The organism is Prevotella sp. LCP21S3_D2 (assembly GCF_052118345.1).
Lineage (GTDB): Bacteria > Bacteroidota > Bacteroidia > Bacteroidales > Bacteroidaceae > Prevotella.
Genome location: NZ_JBQKHJ010000032.1, coordinates 1 through 20,726 on the forward strand (window position 1 = coordinate 1; position 20,726 = coordinate 20,726).

Consider the following 20,726-nt stretch of genomic DNA (forward strand, 5'->3'; position numbering starts at 1 on the left):
ATGACATTAATTTTGGCGATTATATAGAAGATATACTCACCCGACTGATGGAGGGGGAGCAAGACTTCATGTCCCTAATCCCATGTAATTATAACTCGAACAAAAAGGTGAGTGTCAAGGCTGCCTAATTGGCAGCTCTGGCAATACCAATTAATAATATGCTTTTTTTGAAAAATTGTTGGATGTGCTAACTGCTGAAAATCAGTAGTTACGTTCTAACGGTGATTTACGCAAGGAAGATCTTCCTTGTTTTGCGAAACAAATGAATGGCTTGGGAAACACGCTCCTGATTTTTGGGAAACACGCTCCTGATTTTGACCTCTTATTCTGCATTTGGAACAGGCAGAATATGCACAAAAACTAAGGGCAAGTACCTGTTTACCAGATACTTGCCCTTTATATAGCTAATTTTCAACACGTTTCGATTATTCTTCGACAGCAGCCTGTGCGGCAGCCAAACGTGCGATAGGCACACGGAATGGAGAGCATGAAGCATAGTTCATGCCAACCTTAGCGCAGAACTTAACTGATGATGGCTCACCACCGTGCTCACCGCAGATACCAGTGCGGAGGTTAGGACGGGTAGCACGACCATTCTCTACTGCCATCTTGATGAGCTGACCAACACCCTCCTGGTCGAGAACCTGGAATGGATCAACCTTCAAGATCTTCTTCTCCATATATGCAGGGAGGAATGAAGCGATGTCGTCACGAGAATAACCGAAGGTCATCTGTGTCAAGTCGTTAGTACCGAATGAGAAGTACTGAGCCTCCTCTGCAATCTGACCTGCAGTAAGGGCAGCACGAGGAATCTCAATCATTGTACCAATCTCGAACTCAACCTCTACGCCGTACTCAGCGAATACTTCCTTAGAAGTAGCGAGGATGATAGCCTTCTGCTGCTTGAGCTCCTGAACAGTACCGATGAGCGGAACCATGATCTCTGGACATGGGTTGAAACCTTCCTTCTTCAACTCGCAAGCTGCACCGAGGATGGCGCGAGTCTGCATAGCTGTAATCTCTGGGAATGTGATACCGAGACGGCAACCACGATGACCGAGCATTGGGTTATTCTCTGCCAGAGAGTTCACACGCTTCTTGATTTCCTCAACGCTTACACCCATCTCCTTAGCCATAGTCTCCTGACCAGCCAAATCGTGTGGTACGAACTCGTGGAGAGGTGGGTCGAGCAAGCGGATGTTCACGTGGCAGCCATCCATAGCCTTCAAGATTCCGTAGAAGTCAGCCTTCTGATATGGGAGGAGCTTGGCAAGAGCCTTCTCGCGACCCTCAACAGAGTCTGCCAGAATCATCTCACGCATCGCAACAATCTTCTGATCATCGAAGAACATGTGCTCTGTACGTGTCAGACCGATACCCTTGGCACCGAATGCACGAGCTACCTCTGCATCGTGTGGAGTATCTGCATTGGTACGGATCTCCATCTTTGTATACTTGTCGCAGAGGTCCATCAGCTCCTTGAAGTCGCCTGAAAGCTCTGCAGCCTTTGTCTCAATCTGTCCTGCATAAACCTGACCAGTAGTACCGTTCAGAGAGATGTAATCACCCTCCTTGTAAACTACTCCCTCAATCTCAACAGTCTTTGACTTGTAGTCAACGTTGATAGAGCCAGCACCAGATACACAGCACTTACCCATACCACGAGCCACAACGGCAGCGTGAGAAGTCATACCACCACGAGCGGTAAGGATACCCTCGGCAGCTGACATACCAGCGAGGTCTTCAGGAGAAGTCTCGATACGAACCATGATCACCTTCTTGCCGTCCTCATGCCACTCCTGAGCATCGTCTGCATGGAATACGATCTGACCGCAGGCAGCACCTGGAGATGCAGGGAGGCCCTGTGTGATGACCTTAGCCTTAGAGAGAGCCAGCTTATCGAATACCGGGTGCAAAAGCTCATCGAGCTTCTGAGGCTCACAGCGGAGGATAGCAGTCTTCTCGTCAATCATACCCTCGTGGAGGAGATCCATGGCAATCTTCACCATAGCGGTACCTGTACGCTTACCGTTACGTGTCTGGAGGAACCAGAGCTTACCTTCCTGTACGGTGAACTCCATGTCCTGCATATCGTGATAGTGGTGCTCCAGCTTATCCTGGAGAGCGTCGAGCTCCTTGTAAAGCTCAGGCATAGCCTCTTCCATAGAAGGATACTTAGCAATGCGCTCCTCCTCAGAGATACCGGCACGCTCAGCCCAGCGCTGAGAACCAATCTTTGTAATCTGCTGTGGAGTACGGATACCGGCTACCACGTCCTCACCCTGTGCATTGATGAGATACTCACCGTTGAAGAGGTTCTCACCATTACCAGCGTCACGTGAGAAGCAAACACCTGTAGCAGATGTATCGCCCATGTTACCGAATACCATCGCCATGACAGATACGGCAGTACCCCACTCGTCAGGAATACCTTCCATCTTGCGGTAGAGGATAGCGCGCTCGTTCATCCAAGAACGGAACACAGCGCAGATAGCGCCCCAGAGCTGATCGATAGGATTGGTAGGGAAATCCTGACCGGTCTGCTCCTTGATAGCCGCCTTGAAGAGTTCAACGAGCTTCTTGAGCGACTCTACAGAGAGATCCTTGTCAAGAGTAACGCCCTGCTCTTCCTTCACCTTTTCGATGATAGCCTCGAATGGGTCGATATCTTCCTTGTTAACAGGCTTCAATCCCATAACAACGTCACCGTACATCTGTACGAAACGGCGATATGAATCGTATACGAAATGAGGATTACCGGTCTTCTTGACCAATCCCTCAGCAACTTCGTCATTCAAACCGAGGTTGAGGATAGTATCCATCATACCTGGCATAGAAGCGCGTGCACCAGAACGCACGGAAACGAGGAGAGGGTTCTCAACAGAACCGAACTTGCTGTTCATCAAAGCCTCTGTATGAGCCACAGCAGCCATTACTTCATCCTGAAGAAGTTCCTTGATTTTTTCCTCACCTACCTCATAGTATTCATTGCATGTGTCTGTTGTGATAGTGAAACCTGGAGGAACAGGTACACCAATAAGATTCATCTCAGCGAGGTTAGCACCCTTACCGCCAAGCACTTCACGCATCTTCGCATTTCCTTCGGCCTTTCCATTACCGAATGTATAAACTCTTTTTTCGTTCATATTTTTATAGGTTCAAAAATATTATATTATTCTAGCTATTATCAATTCTTTGTTGATGATGCAAATATACGACATTATTTTGAAACCACCAAACTTTTATAATCTTTTTTGCTATCCCGAGATTACATTTTAAACTGTTGTCGCACACACGGGGATTTTTTTAACAATCCACCACAAGGAAGCGGAAAAAGTAACAAAAATGTAAGATGGAAAAGTGAAGCCAGGAGGATGAAAATGCGATACGAGGGGGATGAAAATGCGTGGCGATGCAGGGATGGCAACGTCGGGACGCAGAAGAGATTACGTCGCCACGCAGTTGGCGCTACGTCGGGACGCAGTTTAAAGGTAAAAGGGTAAAAAGGGTAAAAAGGTAAAAAAGAATTTTAAAGGTAAAAGGATTGTGAGACGATAACAAAAGTTACAAAAGTAACAGGTAACTTCTGATATAAAAATGTGAATGTGAATGTGAATTTGAAATGTAAGCGAATAAAAAAGGGAATCATGTAATGATATAAGAATAAGATATTCCTTTATATTAAGGTACGCGCGAACATAAAAATAAATATATATATTACAATAAATATATACTATCCACTCATTTTCTTCACTTACATTTCAAATTCACATTCACATTCACATTTTCACCCCTTTACAACCACAAAATATTACCTGTTACTTTTGTTACCGCCCCACAATCTTTTTACTTTTTTACCTTTTTACTTTTTTACCTTTAAACGCCTTTTACTTTTAAACGCAAATAATTCGGGACAACTCTTTCATTTCTCGCAAAAATGTATTAACTTTGCACCCATAAAAAACAAATTAGAATTATGGCAAGAAAACGTAAACCATTACCTCTTTTGGAGAACATCACCATCGAGGCTGTTGCAGCCGAGGGTAAGTGCATCACACGAGTAGACGAACAGGTCATCTTCGTTCCGTTCTGTGTGCCAGGTGATGTGGTAGATTTGCAGGTAGTCAAGAAGAAACATAAGTACTGCGAGGCGAAGGTGGTTCGCTTCATCAAAAAAAGCGACATCCGTCAGGAGCCTATGTGCGAACACTTCGGCATCTGCGGCGGTTGCAAATGGCAGAACCTGCCTTACGAGGAGCAGATCAAGGCGAAGCAGAAGCAGGTGGAAGACCAGCTTACCCGCATCGGCAAGATTGAACTCCCTGAGTTCCGCCCTATCATGGGCAGCGTGAAGACCCAGGAGTATCGCAACAAGATTGAGTTCGGATGCAGCAACAAGCGCTGGTTCACCGCAGAGGAACTCTCACAACTTCCTCAGAAAGAGGACGATACCGTCTCATCACTCAAGGAACGCCACGCCCAGAACGCCATCGGTTTCCATATCACCGGAGCCTTCGACAAGATTTATCCTATCAGGAAGTGCTGGCTGATGGACGACCTCTGCAACGAAATCCGCAACTTCGTCTTCGAATATGCTGATTCTCACGACTATACCTTCTACGATCTCCGTGAGCAGCACGGTTTGCTCCGCAACATGATGATCCGCAATTCGAACACCGGCGAGTGGATGCTCGTATTCCAGTTCCACTATGATGAGGAGGGAGATGAGCAGAAGGCATTGGAGCTGATGCAGCAGGTGGCAGATAAGTTCCCTCAGATTACATCACTCATGTACGTGGACAACCAAAAGGGCAACGATACCATCAACGACCTGGAACTCAGCCTCTTCAAGGGTAACGACCATATCTTCGAACTGATGGAGGACCTGAAGTTCAAGGTAGGTCCGAAGAGTTTCTACCAGACCAATACCGAGCAGACTTACCACCTCTACTGTGTGGCACGCGAGTTTGCCAACCTTACCGGAGATGAGCTAGTTTACGACCTTTATACCGGCACCGGAACCATCGCCAACTTCGTGGCTCACAAGGCAAAGAAGGTCATCGGTATCGAGTACGTGCCAGAAGCTATCGAGGATGCCAAGGTGAATTCCCAGGTGAACAACATCGAGAACACCCTCTTCTATGCAGGCGACATGAAGGACATCCTGACCAATGATTTCATCGCCCAGCACGGTCGCCCGGACGTCATCATCACCGACCCGCCACGTGCCGGAATGCACCCAGACGTAATAAACGTCATCCTGAACGCAGCGCCAAAGCGCATCGTATACGTAAGCTGCAATCCAGCTACCCAGGCACGCGACCTGCAGCTGATGGACGACCACTACAAAGTGGCTGCTGTTCAGCCGGTTGACATGTTCCCTCATACTCCTCACGTAGAGAACGTTGTATTGCTCGAGAAGCGCAGCGATGCTGAAATCAAGCAGAAGAAGAAGGAGCGCAAGGAACGTGAAAAGGCGATAGCAGAAGCCAAGGCTGCCAAGGAGGCAGAAAAGCTTGCTCTCCAGGCTGCACAGGCTGAAGACCTGACAGAAGAGGAACTCGCAGCAAAGCAATAAACTAATTCAAGTTTCGCAAGTGAGGGAATTGATTGAAGTTAATGAAGTTATCACTCCCTACGGCCGTTCGGGAAGTTAAGAGACAATAGTCTTCTGGCGTAAACTCAGAACATTTGTCCCTCTAACTTCTCCTTACTTCCTAACTTCCCTTAACTTCCCCACATGCGGAAGTTCTGTAAACCTAGAAAACAAAATAGAAATATGATGAAAAAAGGTATCATCCTGGCGCTCATGGCTTTGACTGCGGTCTCTGCCAGCGCCCAAAAGAAGCAGACCATCGAATTGCCTTCATGGTTGAGCAACGTAAAATTGTCGGGGTATGGAATGACCCAGTATCAGTACAGCGGACAGAAAGATGCTGAATCCAACTCATTCAACATCCGTATGGCTCGTATCGCTCTCGAAGGTCGCATAGCTGGCGACTTCTACTGGAAGACTCAGATTCAGTTCAACGGCAACACCTCCAACCTGGGGTCAAGCCCGAGAATGGTGGATTTGTTTGCTGAATGGCAGAAGTACGACTATTTCAAGGTGAAGATTGGTCAGTTCAAGAACCCATTCACCTTTGAGAATCCGATGCACCCTATCGACCAGGGCTTCATGGGATATTCCCAGAACGTGAGCAAGCTGGCAGGTTTCAGTGACCGTGCCGGAGAGCATGCTTCCAACGGTCGTGACATCGGTCTTCAGTTCCAGGGCGATTTCCTCAAGACTGCCAACGGCAGAAACCTGCTGCACTATCAGATTGGCGTATTCAACGGACAGGGCATCAACACCAAGGACGTTGACCAGCAGAAGAATGTGATTGGCGGTGTATGGCTGATGCCAGTAAGCGGCATGCGCATCGGTGCCTTCGGATGGACCGGTTCTTATGCAAGAAAGGGAACATGGACCGACGAGCATGATGCCTCCTATACTGCCGACATTCAGAAACGCTCTGGCGTTCGCAAGCTCAGCCAAAACCGCTATGCCTTCTCATTCGAATACAAGCAGGATGGCTGGACCGTTCGCTCCGAATATATCCACTCCACAGGAAAGGCATTCGCAAAGAGCATCACCAATTTCAACGATGCCAACGCCAAAGACTGCAATCTTAATGAAAAGATTGGCGATAAGGCACAGGGTGTTTACGGATTGGTTATCGCTCCATTGGCTCAGCTGCCAAAGAACAGCCGAATCGACATCAAGGCACGTTACGACATGTATCAGCCTAACGGCAAGAGCAACATGCAGAGAACCCAGTATGAGGCTGGTTTGAACTTCCACATCGGCAAGCGAATCTCTATCCTTACCGAGTATGCGCTTATCAACGACAAGACACTCGCGAAGCATAATTACTCCATGGCAGATGCAGAAGTCTGCTTCCGCTTCTAACATGCCTTGTTTCTAACACGCCCTTAAAGGGCGAAAGCTCCTAGCCCTGGGTATTAAGGATATATATACAAAAGACGCCCTGCAAGGGCAAAAGCTTTCTGATATCTTTAAAGCTTTTGCCCTTTCAGGGCGGTATTGTTGATTGCGGTTTTTAACCCAGGGCGTTGCCCCGGGCTAGGAGCTTCTGCCCTTTACCTTTCCCTTCGGCCGGTGACCGTTGGTTCAGGGCGTGTGAGGACAAACCCTTTCTGGGCGTGTGGGAGCAAACTTTTCTAGAAAGAATAAGAGAAGCCGATAGACATGAATTCCTTGAACTGCCAGTAGCTCTGATCGTCCTTGCGCTTGGCACCATCATCAAATCTCGGATAGAGGAAGATGTTGGTGGAGATGTAACGGTTGAACTGGAAGGTAATCGTATTCTCCCACTCTATTTCCGCACGCTTGTAGGTGGTATATCCCCACAATCGGGTCTTCCATTTGATGTTCTGCGCTATCTGCCAGGACAGGTCAAACGTACATTCCGAACCGTAATCCACCAAACCGTGCTTGCCCTCGTCCAAACCATATCTTGTAGCCAACGACCCACGGCCCACATACTTCCAGTTGACCGCCAGAGGAGCCAGATGGGCACTACCCTTCAGCCTGTGCTTGAACCAATCAACCGAATAATCCATACCGACAGAGAGGTTCAGATTGAATGGAGAGAAGAAATCGGAATAAACCATCTTGTCATTACTCTTCAATCCATGGGCAAACTGCGTCTGAGCCACCATCTGCAAGGTATAATACCATCGCTTGGTAGCCTGAAGACCCAACTTGCTGGTATATCGTATCAAGTCGTCGGAAGTCTTGAGAGAACGCAGGGAGTCGCCCTTGGAAGTCTGATAACCCAGTCGCAGCTCCAGCTTGTTGTCCCACTTCACCTTCTGCTTGTTGTTGTAATTTGCCTGCATGGTGATGCGTCCCAGCATCGAATAGTTGCTCTCACCACCCTTGTACCAGTTGCTAGAAACATAATTCTGCAGGAACTGGAGGTAATAATCACCGTTGATGGTCCAGAAGTTAGGACGGGTGATGACCAGATCCATCGGAGCCGACTCTATCTCTATCGCCTTCGGAGCCACCTGCTCAACGAGGTCAGGATGGTTTTTCTTCGGTTTGGAAGGCGCATCGAGCGGTGCCCCCACCTTTCTGAGTCGGGATTCCGTAGCCCTTACCAGGTCGGGACGTCTGAGATAGATATCCATCAGGGCAGCATCCAGCTCCGTCTCGAGCGAATCCCCCACTTCACCCTTTGGCGAGATGCGCAGCAGATGATTGGCAGGAGAATGATAGAAAGTGAGCGGAGTAAAGAGCAGGCCGAAACGGCTGTCATCGGCTTTCAACCTGACTGAATCCAGCCGACTGCCATATACTGAGAGAGAATCAGCATAGTCTTTCAACAGCCGATTATCCTTAGCTTCAAGAGTCTCCTTAGGTGCATTTTTCCTGTGCGAACGCTGCGCATCGGCAGGCGCCAGACAAGCCACCCAAGCTAAAACGAGTAATCCAAATTTTATTTTCATACCTTGATATAACATAATTTGGCCACAAAGGTAACAAAATAATTCTAAATTCAGAGCCATTCTTTACAAATATTTTGGCTAATTCATAATTTTATAGTAACTTTGCACCCAAAATTATTCTAATTTAAATTATAAATATCGTGGCTGAAACAAAGTACATCTTCGTTACTGGTGGTGTGGTTTCTTCTTTGGGTAAAGGAATCATATCTTCATCCATCGGTAAACTTCTTCAAGCAAGAGGTTACAACATTACTATCCAAAAGTTTGACCCATACATCAACATCGACCCGGGTACACTGAACCCGTACGAGCATGGTGAGTGCTACGTAACGGTAGATGGTATGGAGACCGACCTGGACCTCGGACACTACGAGCGATTCACCGGCATTCAGACTACAAAAGCGAATTCTCTCACCACAGGTCGTATCTATAAGGCAGTCATTGACAAGGAACGTCGTGGCGACTATCTCGGCAAGACCATCCAGGTGGTGCCTCACATCACCGACGAGATCAAGCGCAACGTGAAGCTGCTCGGCAAGAAGTATCACTATGACTTCGTGATTACCGAGATTGGCGGAACCATCGGCGACATCGAGAGTGCCCCATACATGGAAGCTATCCGACAGCTGAAATGGGAACTGGGCAAGAACGCCGTCAATGTTCACCTCACCTATGTGCCTTATCTGAAGGCAGCAGGCGAGTTGAAGACAAAGCCTACCCAGCACTCCGTGAAGGAACTGCAGAGTGTAGGTATTCAGCCAGATGTTCTGATTCTCCGCACCGAGAAGCATCTCGAAGAGGGAATCCTGAAGAAGGTGGCAAGCTTCTGTAACGTAGACATCGACTGCGTAATCCAGAGCGAAGACCTTCCTAGCATCTACGAGGTACCTGTCAACATGCAGAACCAGGGCCTCGACACCGCCATCCTCCGCAAGATGGGAGAGCCTATCGGCGAGAAGCCTGCACTGGGTCCATGGAAAACTTTCCTCGACCGCAGAAACAAGGCTACAGAGGTGGTGAACATCGGTCTCGTTGGAAAGTACGACCTGCAGGATGCCTACAAGAGCATCCGCGAGAGCCTCTCGCATGCCGGCACCTACAACGACCACAAGGTGAAGATTACATTCATCAACTCAGAACATCTCACGGAAGAGAATGTGGCTGAGCAGCTGAAGGGTCAGGACGGCATCGTCATCTGTCCAGGATTCGGCCAGCGCGGCATCGAGGGCAAGATCATCGCTGCCCACTATACCCGCACCCACGACATCCCTACCTTCGGCATCTGCCTGGGTATGCAGATGATCGTCATCGAATTCGCCCGCAACGTATTGGGCTACAAGGATGCCAACTCCCGCGAGATGGATGAGAAGACTCCACATAATGTCATCGACATCATGGAGGAGCAGAAGAACATATCAAACATGGGTGGAACCATGCGACTCGGCGCCTACGAGTGCGTACTGAGACAAGGCAGTCGCGTGTTCAACATCTATAAGAAGGAGCATATCCAGGAGCGCCATCGCCACCGCTATGAGTTCAACAACAATTTCCTGAAGGAATACGAGAAGCATGGCATGAAGTGCGTGGGCCGCAATCCGGAGAGCGACCTGGTAGAAGTAGTGGAAATCCCAGGCTTGAAATGGTACATCGGAACACAGTATCATCCAGAGTACCAGAGCACGGTATTGAAGCCACACCCATTGTTTGTTGACTTTGTAAAGACAGCCATCGCTAACAAGAAATAGCGGCAGGCTGGCTTCAGGCAGCAGAATGGCACAGCATTTGCTGTCTTCTCAGAGAAAATAAAACAATAAAAATAATAATGAATAAGAACAACATTATCGGTTTCCTCCTGATTGCCGTAGTGCTGATTGGCTTTAGCTGGTACAACCAGCCTTCAGCCGAAGAACAGAGAGCGGCATTCGTTCAGGACTCCATCGCCAAGGCTAAACATGCCGAGATGGAAAAGGCCAGCAAGGCTGCCGCTGTTAAGCGCCAGGCTGATGCGAAGGCTCAGATTGAGGCAGACTCTACCGCCCTATTCTATTCGGCTTTGAAGGGTCAGGCTCAGAAAGTAGTTTTGAAGAATGAGAAGGTTGAGTTGACGCTCAATACCAAGGGTGGTACTGTCGAGAAGGCAGTCATCAAGGGATACGTGGGTCACAACCTCAAGGTGAAAGACGGTTCTGCCGACCAGAAGGACGTTACCCTCTTCGACGGCAACGACCAGAGCCTCAAGTTCATGCTCGAGGCGAAGGAGGCCAACATCATCACCAGCGATCTCTACTTCACTCCATCCAACGTGACCGACAAGTCTGTCACCATGACTGCAGAGGCTGCCCCAGGCAAGACCCTCAGCATGACCTATACCCTCGGCGATGACTACATGCTCCACATGAGTCTGCAGACAGAAGGTATGGCAGGACTGTTCTCACCTAACTGCAACAAGATGAGCATCGACTGGAGCGACAAGGCACGCCAGCAGGAGCGTGGCTTCATGTTCGAGAACCGCTACACTACCCTCACCTATCATGAGGCAGAGGGCGGCACCGACCACCTGAACGAGGGCAGCGAGAAAATCGACGAGAAGATTGAAGAGACTATCGACTGGGTATCTTTCAAGAACCAGTTCTTCTCAGCTATTATGGTAGCTAAGGACAACTTCGACAAGGATGCCTTCATGACCTCTATCCCTCAGGAAAAGGGTTCGGGCTACCTGAAGCAGTTCCAGGCTAAAATGAAGACTGCCTTCGACCCAACCGGCAAGAAGGCATCTGAGTTTGAGTTCTATTTCGGTCCTAACGACTTCCAGATTCTGAAGAATACAGAGAAGGAGAGCACCTTCGGCAAGGACCTGGAGTTCCAGAAGCTCGTTTATCTGGGATGGCCTATCATCCGCTGGATCAACCGTTTCTTCACACTCTACGTGTTCGACTGGTTGAGCAATGTATTCCCAATGGGTATCGTATTGATTCTCATCACATTGCTCCTCAAGCTCATCACCTACCCTATGGTGAAGAAGAGCTATATGAGTTCTGCCAAGATGCGTGTGCTGAAGCCAAAGCTCGAGGCAGCTACCGCTCAGTACAACAAGCCTGAGGACCAGATGCAAAAGCAGCAGGCGATGATGGCAGAATATGCCAAGTATGGTGTTAGTCCACTGTCTGGTTGCTTGCCAATGCTGATTCAGATGCCGGTTTGGGTTGCGATGTTCAACTTCGTGCCTAATGCCATCCAGCTTCGTGGTGAGAAGTTCTTGTGGATGAGCGACTTGAGCACCTTCGACCCAATCATCGAGTGGAACACCAACATCTGGTTGATTGGCGACCACTTGAGTTTGACCTGTATTCTCTTCTGCGTAGCCAACCTGTTGTACTCATGGATGACGATGCGCCAGCAGCGTGACCAGATGGTAGGTCAGCAGGCAGAGCAGATGAAGATGATGCAGTGGATGATGTATCTCATGCCATTGATGTTCTTCTTCATGTTCAATGACTACTCAGCAGGTTTGAACTTCTACTACTTCATCTCCTTGTTCTTCAGTGCCGCAATCATGTGGACCTTGCGCAAGACCACCAACGACGAGAAGCTCCTCGCCATCCTGGAGAAGCGCTATCAGGAGAACAAGAACAACCCTAAGAAGGCAAGCGGCCTTATGGCAAGAATGCAGGCCCTCCAGGAATTGCAGCGCCAGCAGCAGGAAGAGATGATGCGTAAGCAGGCAGAACTGAACGAGAAAAAGAATAATCTCGGAAAATAAAGTTTTCTAGATAAAAATGAAAGCGTAATGATTACCCAAAAAGGTGTTCGTTACGCTTTTTTAATAGCTACATCATGCATAAGCCTCATCCTTCAAATATAATCAAAGGATATGTTATGAGACAAGTATTCACATTTCTAAAAGCTAATGGATATATTAATAAATAGGAGGAACATAATATGGGATTATTAAAATATAAAGGTTATACGGGTAGCGTAGATTATAGTGAGGAGGACAATTGCTTATATGGCAAAGTTCTCGGAATGAGCAAGGATATGATTACCTACGAAGGTCAAGATGTCAATGAACTACGAAGGGATTTTGAAGGCGCAATAGATGACTATCTGGCTTTATGTAAAGCCAATGGCAAGGCACCTCGTGCACCTTATAGTGGCAACTTGAATATCCGCATTACTCCTGAAATTCATAGCCGTATTGCAATGATGGCGATGCAAGCAGGAACAACAATCAATGGTTTTATTCGTGACACACTAGCTAATGTTACAGGAGTTACTCCAGTCACAAACGCATAACATTACCCCCGAAAAGGTATAATTTGTTAAATGATATTATAAATTATACCTTTTCGGGGGTATTTTCATTTTTTATTCGTATATTTGTCCCCGAAAGGGTATAAAACAAATAAAATATGAGCAATACATTATCATCATACGTCAAGGAAATGCGCAAGCAATTCGGATTGACCCAAATAGATTTGGCTGCGAAATCAGGCGTAGGCCTCCGATTCGTAAGAGAACTGGAACAGGGAAAGGAAACATTGCGACTGGACAAAGTTAACCAGGTTCTCCTCCTCTTCGGCCAGGAAATCGGCCCCGTTCCTATCAGAAAAGAATAAAAACTGAACTTTATGAAACAAGGAAAGATTTATCTCTACAACCAATACGTAGGCCTGCTGACGGAAGACGAAACGGGTTTCACCTTTGCCTACGATGCTGATTATCTGGCATCGGATGGTGCAGAAGCCGTGAGCCTCACACTCCCGTTATCAAACGAGCCCTACCACGATACCGTACTGTTTCCCTTCTTCGATGGGTTAATCCCCGAAGGATGGCTCCTGAATATCGCAGAAAGCAGTTGGAAAATCAACCAGCGGGATAGAATGTCGCTCCTCCTTGCCTGCTGCAAGGATTGCATCGGAGCCGTCAGCGTCATCCCGGTTGAAGAATCTCATGCAGAAAGAACCAACAATTCACCTGCAGAAGGAACTTCACTTACAGAAGGAACTTCACTTGCAGAAGAAACTTCACTTGCAGAAGAAACTTCACCTGCAGAAGGAACAAATACTTCCCCCAAAAACTAGAAAGGAGAAAGAAATATGGAAAAATGTCTATATTGCTATAAACCGCTCAAGCCAGGTCAAATAGATTACCACCCTGCTTGCGCCAAGAAACTCTTCGGTACCAAGGAAGCCCCTGTCCTACCCTATATAAGAAAGGAAATCGGCGACCTGGCAAGGCAGGTAGTGCGTGCCCAGACCACCCTCACCGGTGTGCAGGCGAAACTCTCGCTCGATGTGAACCCAGGCGGAAAGAACGAACCATCCCGATTTACCATCGTAGGCCTCTGGGGAAAATACATCCTCAAGCCCCAGACCGACCGCTATCGCTGTCTTCCGGAAATAGAAGATCTCACAATGCACCTCGCCGAAGCCGCCAAAATCGCCGTGGTTCCCCATGGTCTGATTCGCTTTGCCGATGGCGAACTCTGTTATATCACCCGGAGAATAGACCGACTGGATGATGGCACCAAAGTACCCATGGAAGATATGTGCCAGCTATCCGAGCGCCTTACCGAATACAAATACAAAGGATCCTACGAGCAGGTAGCCAAACTCATCAAAAAGTATTCCTCCTTCTCGCAGCTCGACCTCGTGAACTATTGGGAGGTAGTCATCTTCTCGTGGATTACCGGCAACGCCGACATGCATCTCAAGAACTTCTCGCTCTACAACAACAGGAAACTGGGCTATGGATTAACCCCTGCCTACGACCTCCTCTGCACCCAGCTCGTGATGCCGGAGGATCCCGAAGAACTCGCACTGACGCTCAATGGCAGAAAGCGAAAGATTCAGAAAGCTGATTTCATCAAGGTAATGACGGCATCAGGACTCAGCGAAAAGGTAATCAGCAACATCGCCAAGAAATTCCGTCGCTCTATCGTGAAATGGCTCGACCTGATAGACGCCTCCTTCCTGCCAGACGGCATGAAGAAGCAATACAAGAAACTGATTCTCAGCCGAGTCATGGCATTAAGATAATTTCTTTCAGCAATTATTTCTGCAATTCTTTCCGCCAAGCAGAACAAACATGAATAAAAAAAGCAAAAAACAAGAACAATATAAACAAAACAGAAAATGAAGAAAATACTCTTATCTCTTTTAGCAGCCATCGGCTTATCAACCACGGGCTGCTCAGCACAGGCTGGCAAATCGGCCTCATCCGCAAAATCAGCCCCATCGGATGGTATCATCGTATTGGCTCCACAGGCCTTTATCGACCAGGCAAAGGCAGATACAACCAGCATCCTTCTAGATGTCCGCACCCAAAAGGAATATGCAGAAGGTCATCTGGCAGGTGCCCAACAACTGGATTACCTCAATCCCGAGGCATTCGATGCCGGCATCAGTAAGCTTGATAAATCCCGCACCTTCTACATCTATTGCAGAAGCGGAAAGCGAAGCCATGGTGCCTGCCTGAAAATGCAGAAGCAAGGCTTCAAGGTATATGATATGGAAGGCGGATTTCTAAACTGGACTAAGCTCGGAATGCCTGTGGAAAGATAAAAAAGTACCCCCGAAAAGGTATAATTAATCAAACTTCACGATTAACTATACCCTTTCGGGGGTATTTTATATAATCCGAATCTACTTCTTCTATAGAATTTAATTCGAAATTACTTCTTCAGCACAGGCTCGCAGGTGATATTCACTCCGAGCTTCTTGAAGATCTTCTGGTCTACATCACTCAGCATCACGGTGCAATGTGCCTGACAGCCACGAAGCTTAGGCAACTGCTCCAATGCCTTTCTGCAGTTCTCGTCATTCTCCGAGAGAACAGAGAGGGCTACGAGAACCTCATCCGTATGAAGACGAGGATTGTGACCACCCAGATAATTCACCTTGGTATGCTGGATTGGCTCAATCATCGACTGAGGAATCAACTTCAATTCATGGTCGATGCCCGCCAAATGCTTGGTAACATTCAATATCAATGCCGCACTGCAACCCAACAACTCACTGCTGTGACCGCAGATAATCGTGCCATCCCCCAACTCTATCGCAGCAGAAGTATGACCCGTCTCCTTCTTGTGATTCTTAGCAGCCACAGTCACCTTGCGGTAATCCGTAGTAATCTTAGCCTGATTGAAGAGCATCTGGATCTTGTTGATTTCCGCATCATTGCAAGCGCCAGCCGCCATCTTGTTGGTTGCAGCATAGTAACGACGGATAATCTCATTCTTGGATGCCTCGCAGCAAACCTCATCATCAGAGATGCAGAAGCCCACCATGTTGACCCCCATATCCGTTGGCGACTTGTAAGGATTGCTGCCATAGATGCCCTCGAACAAAGCATTGAGCACAGGATAGATCTCCACGTCACGGTTGTAGTTGATGGCAATCTTGTTGTATGCCTCCAGATGGAATGGGTCGATCATGTTCACATCGTTGAGGTCGGCAGTAGCAGCCTCGTATGCGATGTTCACCGGATGCTTCAATGGGAGATTCCATACAGGGAAGGTCTCAAACTTGGCATAGCCTGCACGCACCCCACGCTTGTTCTCATTATAAAGCTGGCTCAGGCAGACAGCCATCTTGCCGCTACCAGGACCTGGAGCAGTAACGATGACGAGCGGACGCTCAGTCTCCACATAGTCATTCTGACCGAATCCCTCGTCAGAAGCGATGAGATTCACGTTGTGAGGATAGCCCTCGATGAGATAATGGCAGTAAGCCTTGATGCCCTCACGCTCCAGACGCTGCTTGAAAGCGATGGCAGCAGGCTGACCGTTATAATGGGTAATGACAACAGACCCCACCATGAAACCACGGTTCTGGAACTCGCCACGAAGACGCAGCACGTCCTCATCGTAAGTAATACCCAGGTCGGCACGCTTCTTGTTCTTCTCGATGTCAGCGGCACTGATTACGATAACAATCTCAATGCTATCGCTGATTTTCTGAAACATGCGCAGTTTGCTATCAGGCTGGAAACCCGGCAAAACACGACTGGCGTGGTGGTCATCGAAAAGCTTACCTCCCAATTCCAGGTAGAGCTTTCCGTTAAACTTAGAGATTCTCTCCTTGATATGCTCGGATTGAATCTTCAGATACTTCTCGTTGTCAAATCCTATCTTCATAATTGTTATTATATCTTGCAATTTGAAATCAAAAATCTCCTGCAAAATTACAAAAAAACTATTGAATAATCAAATAAAGGACGCAAAAGTTGTCATTATCATGCCATAAAAACAGCAATCCCCTTATTTCTGGCAACTCATCAGTACCTTTATAAATAGGAATAGAGCAATATCTCCCCACCAATCAGAAAGATGAACATCAGGAAAAGGAAAAGATACAACTGTTCCTTCCTGATGAAATCGAACAGGCGGAGCTTCTTGTTATGATTTTCCAGGTATACACGATAATCTATCCACATCAGAGAGAATGAGCCAAGGGCTATCACCAGGATGAGAAATACACCCACGATATCAGCGAGCGTCATGGTCTGTAAAACTGAGTAATTCTCCATATAAATTCATTTTTAATTATCATTTACGGTTGCAAATATAATAATTAAAAACAAAAAAAGGAGTTTCATTCCTCAAGAAAATAGTTTCATTCCTATCAAATAGGTGTTTCATTCGTAGGAATGAAACTATTTTCACTAGCCTTTTTTGCCATAAAACGGCGCCATTGTATCGGAGTCATACCTGTCTTAGCCTTGAAGACTTTATAGAGATGGGCATGGGATGAGAAGCCGCATTCTATGGAAACCGTTTCGTTGGAGTATCTGGTTTCTTCCCTCAACATGCTCTGGGCTTTCTGGAATCGGATATCGCTCAGCCATACTCGGAAACTGCTCTGGAGATAATCTTCAAAATAAGCAGACAGGTCTTTACGGTTGACGCAAATCATGGATGCCAGCATCGGCATGTTCATAGCGCTGTCACGGAAACCTCCATTCTTGCACCATTCTGCCAGCAATTTCTCTATCTTGGCGATACTCTCCGGCGTCAGACATTCGTCAACTTCCTCTTCGTCCTCAGCAGGTTTCTCCTCTTCTGTCTCCTCTTCTGTCTCCTCCTCTATCTGCCGTTCAAGCATGTTGTCCAGCGGCATGATATTGAAACCATAACCCACGAAACTGACGATGAAGACAACCAACGAAAGCAGTACCAGCGGGGCAATGACCAGCAGGATGGCACGGGAGATGATGCCTGCCATCAAACCCAGACCGCAGATACCCATGGAGACATAACTCATGCTGGCAAAGCTGTCAAGCGGCAAAAGGTCTTCCGCAGTATTGTCCAGGAGAATCTTACGATGGTGCTGCATCTCACGAAAGGTAACGATGATGCAGTAAATGATAGTGAGGGTAAAGATAGCCAGCATCAGATACAGCCAGAAACCGATATGCATGCTGCCCTTGGGTACAACCCCAATGAATCCCATCAGGAAGCAGATAATGATAAGCGCATAGCTGAGCAAACAGAACAGTCCTACCCGCTTGCGCCCACTGCGATAGCAGATGAGATTGAATGTGGCATAGGTCACGAGATATTCGATAGGTGCATAGAAGAGAATGTTCACCACGGCACCGACTGCATCGCTCTTGGCACGGATATCAAATGCCATCTGCAAGACGAAATGGAAAGTCAGTGCAAGCATAGCTCCACACATCAGCCATCGCGATACCTCATAGCGATGGTTGGGCCAGCGTATCTGAAAGCGGGTCAATATCAGAAATAATGCCAGCATACCAGAAACGACAAAGCAGGCAAACTGCGTAAGAAATAAAATATTCATATTAAGTTTAATGTCTTGATTACACACTGCAAAATTACAAAAAAAAATGGGATACAAGAAAGAATCCATAAGTTTTTTTTATGATTTATTTTGTATTGTCCTCGATTTGCAGTAACTTTGAATAAGTTACGCTGTACTCGACTATAAAAATAAATCACGATTTATTTTGTATTGTCCTCGATTTGCAGTAACTTTGCACCGAATATTCAATAAAATCACAAAAATATGATTAAAGCAATGATTTTGGCTGCTGCAGCCCTCACCATGGGTGCGACAACAGTCGATGCACAGACTATGATTGAGAAAAACAACATCAAGGTGGAGAACCACCTGATGACACCAGAGGCTCTTTGGGCTATGGGACGTATTGGGGCCGCAGAAGCTTCGCCTAATGGCAAGCAGGTGGTTTACCAGGTGGGTTACTACAGTGTTAAGGAAAACAAGAGCCATCAGATGCTCTTCATCATGGATGCCAATGGCAAGAACCAGAAGGCTTTGACCACTGATGCCAAGAGCGAAAGCGATGCTGCATGGATTCAGGGCGGTCAGAAGATTGCCTTCATCCGTGACGGTCAGCTCTGGAGCATGAACCCAGACGGAACAGGCCGCAAGCAGCTCACCAACGACAAGTTGGGCATCCAGGGCTTCCGCTTCTCTCCTGACGGCAAGAAGGTAATCCTCATCAAGGAACTCCCTTATCACGGAACCATCAAGGAGAATCCTTCTGACCTTCCATTGGCTACCGGTCGTCTCGTTACCGACATGAACTATCGCCACTGGGACCACTACGTAGAGAGTCTTCTCCATCCTTTCGTGGCTGATGTGGCTGAGGACGGTACCGTCAACGCTGGCGAAGACATCCTGAAGGATGAACCATTCGAGTGCCCTATGGCTCCATTCGGAGGCATCGAGCAGTTGGCATGGAGTCCTGATTCCAAGACCATCGCCTATACCTGCCGCAAGAAAGAGGGCGTTCAGTATGCCATCTCTACCGATTCTGATATTTACCTATATAATATAGGTACGCGCGAGACCAAGAACCTCTGCAAGGAGGCGGGTTATGTAGAGCCTAAGATTGATGCTACCAAGAGCATGAAGAACCAGGCTGTCAACGCTCCTGAGAATCTGAAGAACAACCCTGGTTACGACGTGAACCCTCAGTTCTCTGCTGACGGCAAGTACATCGCTTGGCAGAGCATGGCTCGCGATGGATACGAGAGCGACCGCAACCGCCTCTGCGTATACGAACTCGCTACCGGCAAGAAGAACTATGTATCAGACAAGTTCGACTCTAATGTAGAGGGCTTCGTATGGAACAAGGACAGCAAGAGCCTCAGCTTCATCGGCGTATGGCACGGAACCCTGAACCTCTATCAGGCTAACTTCAAGGGCGAAGTGAAGCAGATCACCAACGAGTGGGCTGACTACGGAAGCATCTCGCTCGCCAACAACGGCAACAAGCTTCTCGCTACCAAGGCTAGCATGAGCCACCCTACAGATATCTACATCGTTACCCCTGGCAAGAATGCTAAAAGCACCAAGGTAGAGCAGATTACCCGTGAGAACGACCACATCCTCAGCCAGTTGAATATGGGCAAGTGTGAGCAGCGCTGGGTGAAGACTACCGACGGCAAGCAGATGCTGGTATGGATCATGTTGCCAGCCAACTTCGATGCCAACAAGAAGTATCCTACCCTTCTCTTCTGCGAGGGCGGTCCTCAGAGTCCTGTCAGCCAGTTCTGGAGCTACCGCTGGAACATCCAGATCATGGCAGCCAACGGATATGTTGTCGTATTGCCTAACCGCCGTGGTCTTCCTGGTTTCGGAAGCGCATGGAACGAGGAGATTTCTGGCGACTGGACCGGTCAGTGCATGAACGACTATCTTTCTGCCATCGACGATGCTACCAAGAATCTGCCTTACGTAGACAAGGATCGTCTGGGTTGTGTAGGTGCCAGCTTCGGTGGTTTCTCAGTATACTATCTCGCCGGTCATCACGACAAGCGTTTCAAGGCGTTCCTCGCCCACGATGGTGCCTTCAACCTGGAAAGCATGTATACCGATACCGAGGAGGCTTGGTTCAGCAACTGGGAGTATGACGATGCTTACTGGAACAAGGACCAGAGTGCCAACGCCAAGAAGACTTACGAGAACAGTCCTCACAAGTTCGTTGACAAGTGGGATACTCCAATCCTCTGCATCCACGGCGAAAAGGATTACCGCATCAATGCCAACCAGGGCATGGGCGCCTTCAATGCAGCCCGCATGCGTGGCATCCCAGCCGAGCTCCTCATCTATCCTGATGAGAACCACTGGGTATTGAAGCCACAGAATGGCGTGCTCTGGCAGCGCACCTTCTTCGGCTGGTTAGACAAGTGGTTGAAGAAATAATATATTAAAAAC

General features: G+C 47.8%; 13 protein-coding genes and 2 pseudogenes. 10 read left to right on the top strand and 5 right to left on the bottom strand.

Going from position 1 to position 20,726, the window contains the following annotated elements:
- Positions 1-425: 425 nt before the first annotated feature.
- A complete protein-coding gene (ppdK, locus tag ACTQ16_RS14495; RefSeq protein WP_441938043.1) occupies positions 426-3,146 on the bottom strand; it encodes a pyruvate, phosphate dikinase in 2,721 nt (906 codons plus the stop codon).
- Positions 3,147-3,976: 830 nt separating this feature from the next.
- Here ppdK and rlmD point away from each other — a divergent pair.
- Positions 3,977-5,425, top strand: a pseudogene (gene rlmD / locus ACTQ16_RS14500) (23S rRNA (uracil(1939)-C(5))-methyltransferase RlmD); the annotation flags it as partial.
- A 357-nt stretch (positions 5,426-5,782) separates the two neighbouring features.
- A complete protein-coding gene (locus ACTQ16_RS14505) occupies positions 5,783-6,952 on the top strand; it encodes a porin (RefSeq protein ID WP_441938063.1) in 1,170 nt (389 codons plus the stop codon).
- 272 nt (positions 6,953-7,224) lie between these two features.
- Here the strand turns inward: ACTQ16_RS14505 and ACTQ16_RS14510 are convergent, their stop codons facing one another.
- Positions 7,225-8,517, bottom strand: coding sequence for a DUF3078 domain-containing protein (locus tag ACTQ16_RS14510; protein WP_441938045.1), 1,293 nt, complete (start codon positions 8,515-8,517; stop codon positions 7,225-7,227).
- A 140-nt stretch (positions 8,518-8,657) separates the two neighbouring features.
- On the opposite strand from ACTQ16_RS14510, the gene ACTQ16_RS14515 reads away from it, so the two are divergent.
- The 7 genes and pseudogenes from ACTQ16_RS14515 to ACTQ16_RS14545 all read left to right on the top strand — a co-directional run bounded on the left by ACTQ16_RS14515 (position 8,658) and on the right by ACTQ16_RS14545 (position 15,080).
- Positions 8,658-10,262 carry a CTP synthase gene (locus ACTQ16_RS14515; protein ID WP_295347188.1) on the top strand — a complete coding sequence of 535 codons (1,605 nt, stop codon included), beginning with the start codon at positions 8,658-8,660 and terminating at the stop codon, positions 10,260-10,262.
- Positions 10,263-10,339: 77 nt separating this feature from the next.
- Positions 10,340-12,277, top strand: coding sequence for a membrane protein insertase YidC (yidC, locus tag ACTQ16_RS14520; RefSeq protein WP_294968433.1), 1,938 nt, complete (start codon positions 10,340-10,342; stop codon positions 12,275-12,277).
- Between the two features lie 179 nt (positions 12,278-12,456).
- Positions 12,457-12,810, top strand: coding sequence for a type II toxin-antitoxin system HicB family antitoxin (locus ACTQ16_RS14525; protein ID WP_117661614.1), 354 nt, complete (start codon positions 12,457-12,459; stop codon positions 12,808-12,810).
- Positions 12,811-12,926: 116 nt separating this feature from the next.
- Positions 12,927-13,133, top strand: a complete 207-nt coding sequence (locus ACTQ16_RS14530; RefSeq protein WP_153089508.1) for a helix-turn-helix transcriptional regulator — start codon at positions 12,927-12,929, stop codon at positions 13,131-13,133.
- 12 nt (positions 13,134-13,145) lie between these two features.
- Positions 13,146-13,460, top strand: a pseudogene (locus ACTQ16_RS14535) (HipA N-terminal domain-containing protein); the annotation flags it as partial.
- Positions 13,461-13,613: 153 nt separating this feature from the next.
- Complete coding sequence (locus ACTQ16_RS14540) at positions 13,614-14,555, top strand: HipA domain-containing protein (RefSeq protein WP_294968429.1); 942 nt, start codon at positions 13,614-13,616, stop codon at positions 14,553-14,555.
- A gap of 96 nt (positions 14,556-14,651) precedes the next feature.
- Positions 14,652-15,080 (top strand): rhodanese-like domain-containing protein, encoded by a 429-nt coding sequence (locus ACTQ16_RS14545; protein ID WP_441938047.1) that lies wholly within the window; start codon positions 14,652-14,654, stop codon positions 15,078-15,080.
- 110 nt (positions 15,081-15,190) lie between these two features.
- Here ACTQ16_RS14545 and ACTQ16_RS14550 read toward each other — a convergent pair whose 3' ends face one another.
- The 3 genes from ACTQ16_RS14550 to ACTQ16_RS14560 form a co-directional block, all read right to left on the bottom strand.
- Positions 15,191-16,654 carry a DUF1846 domain-containing protein gene (locus ACTQ16_RS14550; protein ID WP_441938049.1) on the bottom strand — a complete coding sequence of 488 codons (1,464 nt, stop codon included), beginning with the start codon at positions 16,652-16,654 and terminating at the stop codon, positions 15,191-15,193.
- Between the two features lie 149 nt (positions 16,655-16,803).
- The gene (locus tag ACTQ16_RS14555; RefSeq protein ID WP_295347179.1) at positions 16,804-17,046 is read right to left on the bottom strand and encodes a hypothetical protein; all 243 of its coding nucleotides are present in this window, start codon (positions 17,044-17,046) and stop codon (positions 16,804-16,806) included.
- A gap of 95 nt (positions 17,047-17,141) precedes the next feature.
- Complete coding sequence (locus ACTQ16_RS14560) at positions 17,142-18,323, bottom strand: helix-turn-helix domain-containing protein (protein ID WP_441938051.1); 1,182 nt, start codon at positions 18,321-18,323, stop codon at positions 17,142-17,144.
- A 225-nt stretch (positions 18,324-18,548) separates the two neighbouring features.
- On the opposite strand from ACTQ16_RS14560, the gene ACTQ16_RS14565 reads away from it, so the two are divergent.
- Positions 18,549-20,714, top strand: a complete 2,166-nt coding sequence (locus ACTQ16_RS14565) for an alpha/beta fold hydrolase (RefSeq protein ID WP_441933469.1) — start codon at positions 18,549-18,551, stop codon at positions 20,712-20,714.
- The last annotated feature ends 12 nt before the right edge of the window (positions 20,715-20,726 follow it).

What these genes read in the sequence shown, in the direction of transcription:
- ACTQ16_RS14550 (WP_441938049.1), bottom strand. Translation starts at nt 16,654, where the DNA reads ATGAAGATAGGATTTGACAACGAGAAGTATCTGAAGATTCAATCCGAG.
- ACTQ16_RS14530 (WP_153089508.1), top strand. Translation starts at nt 12,927, where the DNA reads ATGAGCAATACATTATCATCATACGTCAAGGAAATGCGCAAGCAATTC.
- ACTQ16_RS14510 (WP_441938045.1), bottom strand. Translation starts at nt 8,517, where the DNA reads ATGAAAATAAAATTTGGATTACTCGTTTTAGCTTGGGTGGCTTGTCTG.
- ACTQ16_RS14565 (WP_441933469.1), top strand. Translation starts at nt 18,549, where the DNA reads ATGATTAAAGCAATGATTTTGGCTGCTGCAGCCCTCACCATGGGTGCG.
- ACTQ16_RS14555 (WP_295347179.1), bottom strand. Translation starts at nt 17,046, where the DNA reads ATGGAGAATTACTCAGTTTTACAGACCATGACGCTCGCTGATATCGTG.
- ACTQ16_RS14540 (WP_294968429.1), top strand. Translation starts at nt 13,614, where the DNA reads ATGGAAAAATGTCTATATTGCTATAAACCGCTCAAGCCAGGTCAAATA.
- ppdK (WP_441938043.1), bottom strand. Translation starts at nt 3,146, where the DNA reads ATGAACGAAAAAAGAGTTTATACATTCGGTAATGGAAAGGCCGAAGGA.
- ACTQ16_RS14505 (WP_441938063.1), top strand. Translation starts at nt 5,783, where the DNA reads ATGAAAAAAGGTATCATCCTGGCGCTCATGGCTTTGACTGCGGTCTCT.
- ACTQ16_RS14560 (WP_441938051.1), bottom strand. Translation starts at nt 18,323, where the DNA reads ATGAATATTTTATTTCTTACGCAGTTTGCCTGCTTTGTCGTTTCTGGT.
- yidC (WP_294968433.1), top strand. Translation starts at nt 10,340, where the DNA reads ATGAATAAGAACAACATTATCGGTTTCCTCCTGATTGCCGTAGTGCTG.
- ACTQ16_RS14545 (WP_441938047.1), top strand. Translation starts at nt 14,652, where the DNA reads ATGAAGAAAATACTCTTATCTCTTTTAGCAGCCATCGGCTTATCAACC.
- ACTQ16_RS14525 (WP_117661614.1), top strand. Translation starts at nt 12,457, where the DNA reads ATGGGATTATTAAAATATAAAGGTTATACGGGTAGCGTAGATTATAGT.